The 3,290-nt window shown below is 36.2% G+C and carries 1 protein-coding gene and 3 pseudogenes; 3 read left to right on the top strand and 1 reads right to left on the bottom strand.

Translation table 11 applies throughout. The annotated features are described in order from the left end of the window. Positions 1-77 precede the first annotated feature (77 nt). Both Q4519_RS21425 and Q4519_RS21420 read left to right on the top strand, forming a co-directional pair. Positions 78-314 (top strand): annotated as a pseudogene (locus Q4519_RS21425) (IS982 family transposase); the annotation flags it as partial. A gap of 186 nt (positions 315-500) precedes the next feature. Continuing rightward, positions 501-1,152: pseudogene (locus Q4519_RS21420) on the top strand (IS982 family transposase); the annotation flags it as partial. 17 nt (positions 1,153-1,169) lie between these two features. Here Q4519_RS21420 and Q4519_RS21415 read toward each other — a convergent pair. Next, positions 1,170-2,315 carry an AraC family transcriptional regulator gene (locus Q4519_RS21415; protein WP_303515932.1) on the bottom strand — a complete coding sequence of 382 codons (1,146 nt, stop codon included), beginning with the start codon at positions 2,313-2,315 and terminating at the stop codon, positions 1,170-1,172. Between the two features lie 495 nt (positions 2,316-2,810). Here Q4519_RS21415 and Q4519_RS21405 point away from each other — a divergent pair. Then, a pseudogene (locus tag Q4519_RS21405) lies at positions 2,811-3,067 on the top strand (IS1595 family transposase); the annotation flags it as partial. Positions 3,068-3,290: the final 223 nt, after the last annotated feature.

Below are 3,290 nucleotides of genomic sequence, written 5' to 3'. Positions count from 1 at the left end.
AGACCAAAAAGGAACAGGCAGACCAAAAAGGAACAGGCAGACCAAAAAGGAACAGGCAGACCAAAAAGGAACAGGCAATGAATAAATTAGTCGAATTGTTTTGCGATGTCGATGACTTTTGCAACGTGTTTATCCCCCAGTGGCAACAACAATTACTTGAAGATGGTACCCAAAAGCAGCGACGTGATAACCGAATGTCGACCAGTGAAATCATGACTATTGTTGTGAATTTTCATATGTCTCACTACCGTGATTTTAAGAATTATTACCTCGGTTGCGTTTCACTTATGTACAAAAAAGAGTTCCCTAATCTACCAGGGCGGGATTCCACTTTGAACAGAAAATAAACAGCAACTAAAGGTGCAGATAAATGTGTAATCGAAGTGCACATATATTGTTCAAGTGTTTCGTAGTTGGCAAGCTTTTAGCAAGAATTCAAAGTTAATTTTGCTTATTAAATAAACATAATAGCCTTAAGTATATTGTGAGATCTCACCCTGCCTAATCTACTCAGTTACACTCGATTTTTAGCGCTGATGCCGAAAGTTATCGTGCCAATGTGCGCCTATTTCACTTCGTTTCAAGGAAAGCCTACAGGCGCTGAATTCATTGATTCTACAACGATAAAAGTCTGCCATAACATTCGTATTCCAAGGCATAAAACCTTCGATGGCATTGCTCAGCGAGGTAAAGGAACGATGGGATGGCTTTAAGCTTCATTTAATCGTTAACCACCTAGGTGAAATAGTGGCGGCCAAAGTGGCAACAGGTAATGTTCATGACACCCAGCCAGTCCGTGAATTAACCGAAGAACTAACCGACAGACTGTATAGTGATAAGGGGTACTTGAGTAAAGCATTGGAAGCTGATTTATTAGAATAAGGCGTCACCCTCATCACGACAGTTCGTAAAAATATGAAACCAAAGGCTATCGCATTATGGGATCGCGTGATGCTGTCAAAGCGTTTCATCATTGAAACAATAAACGACCAATTAAAGAATATTTCATACATTGAGCACTCAAGACACCGGAGCATGAATGGCTTTATGCTGAATTTAATAGCCGGATTGGTGGCCTATTGTTTGAAAGACAACAAGCCACACCTTAGTCTAACTGATGTTGAGCTAAATTCATTAGTAGTAGTTGCTTAAGCAGATCTCAGGTTAACTTACTTTTTAAGTCGCCTATATTCGGATGGTGACATTAAAGCGTCTTTTTTGAAGGCTTTGTAGAAAGTGGTTTTTGAGTTAAATCCAGAATCCATAGCAATTTTTAAAACAGTGTCATTTGAATTTAATAAAAGTTCCTTCGAAAATTGCACACGATAACCATTAATAAATTCAAAGAAGTTTTTATTCGTGATTTGATTGATTACTTGAGAGAGGTAGTGTGGTGGTAAGTCTAGTGAATCGGCTAGGCTAGATAATGATAGTTCATTATCCAAGAAAGGTTTTTCTGTTTCCATAAATTTTAGGGTCGATTGACATAGTTTTTCTGCTAATGCCTTATCAAGAGACGAGCGTTGGTATTTTTCTTTTTCCACATCCGATGAGCTTCCATCGGTCAGTTTATGCATATCAATTCTTAGTTTTTTAAATATATTTACCTGTTGTAAACCAACAATATTCAAGCTAATAACGAGGAGTGCGCCAATAACATGCAAAGTAATAAGTAAATACTCTGAAAATAATTCCCCTGTTAAAAATATTATAACTAACATAAACCAAATAATAGCAAGACCTATTGTCATTACTTTTAACCATGTTAATGATATTTTTTCATTAAATGATAGATGTTCGCCAATAAGAGTTTTGTAGCTGGATAACAGTTTAAAGCAGGTAGTAATATAATAACCACCTTGAAAAATAGTTACTATCAGTAATAAAAATAATGTAATCGATGTCAACGTATCAAAATACGTGTCCTGCATATCACCATTAAACAGTTCTATGATTGTATCACTATCTAATAGAAAAAAGGGTGATGTCATTAAAAATACAAATAATGAGGGGGTAAAATGTAAAAGTAAAGCGCCTTTAAGCTTGCTGCCGACCATGTCAGAAATATAGGCACAATATAAAGGTAAAAACAGCCCAGTAACAGGTAACATCAGAAGAGATAAATGGGAAAATTGCTGGTCTAATCCAGCGATATCAACAACACCTTCGGTTAAGCTAATTACAAGTAATAAACATAGAGCGACTAGCCACTTGTGCGTACTGTCCGCTTCATTTTTCTTACCAAGCATCGCGAGAGTTAAAACAATAGATTGTACAACCCCAATTGAAATAATAGTAATATAAACAATCAGCATCTCTATATTTTTTCCTTTAACTTAAGAAAATTTACACAATGACATTTATTATGTTCAATCAAGAGTTTATATTGAAACAATCTTACAATCCTATTATTTGGAAGCGAAGATAGCTTCCCATACCTTCCTCTTTTTAAAATTTTTCGGTTAAACCAATATCTAGTACAGAGCCACCCTGATAATTTCAATAAAAATCATCAATTTAAGTAGAATCGCATCTTTCCGCATGATCTAATAAATTATCCAAAACACAAAAAAACCAAACAGAAAGATGCACGAACTTAAAATTTTACACGATTCACTTTACCAATTCTGCCCCGAACTTCATTTGAAGCGCCTTGACAGCATGGCCTGGGCGAGATCTAACATTTTTTGCATGGTTTAGTTGCTTTTTTTATTCAATCTGGATGTTTGATGTTTATTTTTGGCTATGTCTGAGTATATTGTTGTAGTTCTGCCATACTTTGCTTATGAACAATTAATAAAGTGGCACTCATGAATAAACTACAATTTATTCCTTTTTACAACAGCTTAAGTTGCTATCTCCGCGCCAACGTCAACGCAGTCACCAAAATATCGAACTATCAGAGATATTGGCAGAAGAGATATTAACCGTTAAAACCGCCTTAGACAAATGCCCCCGCTGTGTCTCAACATTAATAAAATCTTGGGGCTTCAGTCATGGACTGCATCGCTATTGATCTAAGTTATGCTCTAAAACGTATAATCCATTGACTAAAACCCCATTAGCATGATTGCGTTATCGTGACAAATGGTTTGTTCTTGTCTAATCCCATCGGACACTTAACTTTGAGACAATAACGTCAATAGATTAAGGAAATGATATGGTAACCTTTCACCAACCCCAGCTTGACTAATCCGATATCAACCCAAACAAATCTGGGTATTCACCCTTTTTCATCACTGCGGTGACTATCGTTTCAATCATTTTGAGCGCATTTAAGCCCCGCTTCT

The sequence above is a fragment of the Motilimonas sp. 1_MG-2023 genome (assembly GCF_030547455.1).
In the GTDB taxonomy this organism is placed as follows: domain Bacteria; phylum Pseudomonadota; class Gammaproteobacteria; order Enterobacterales; family CBDFNC01; genus Motilimonas.
Note: the sequence above shows the minus strand (reverse complement) of the source record. Positions and strands in the feature narration are given on the sequence as shown.

Excerpts from the sequence above, each read along its gene's own strand:
- Q4519_RS21415 (WP_303515932.1), bottom strand. The coding sequence starts at position 2,315 with ATGCTGATTGTTTATATTACTATTATTTCAATTGGGGTTGTACAATCT.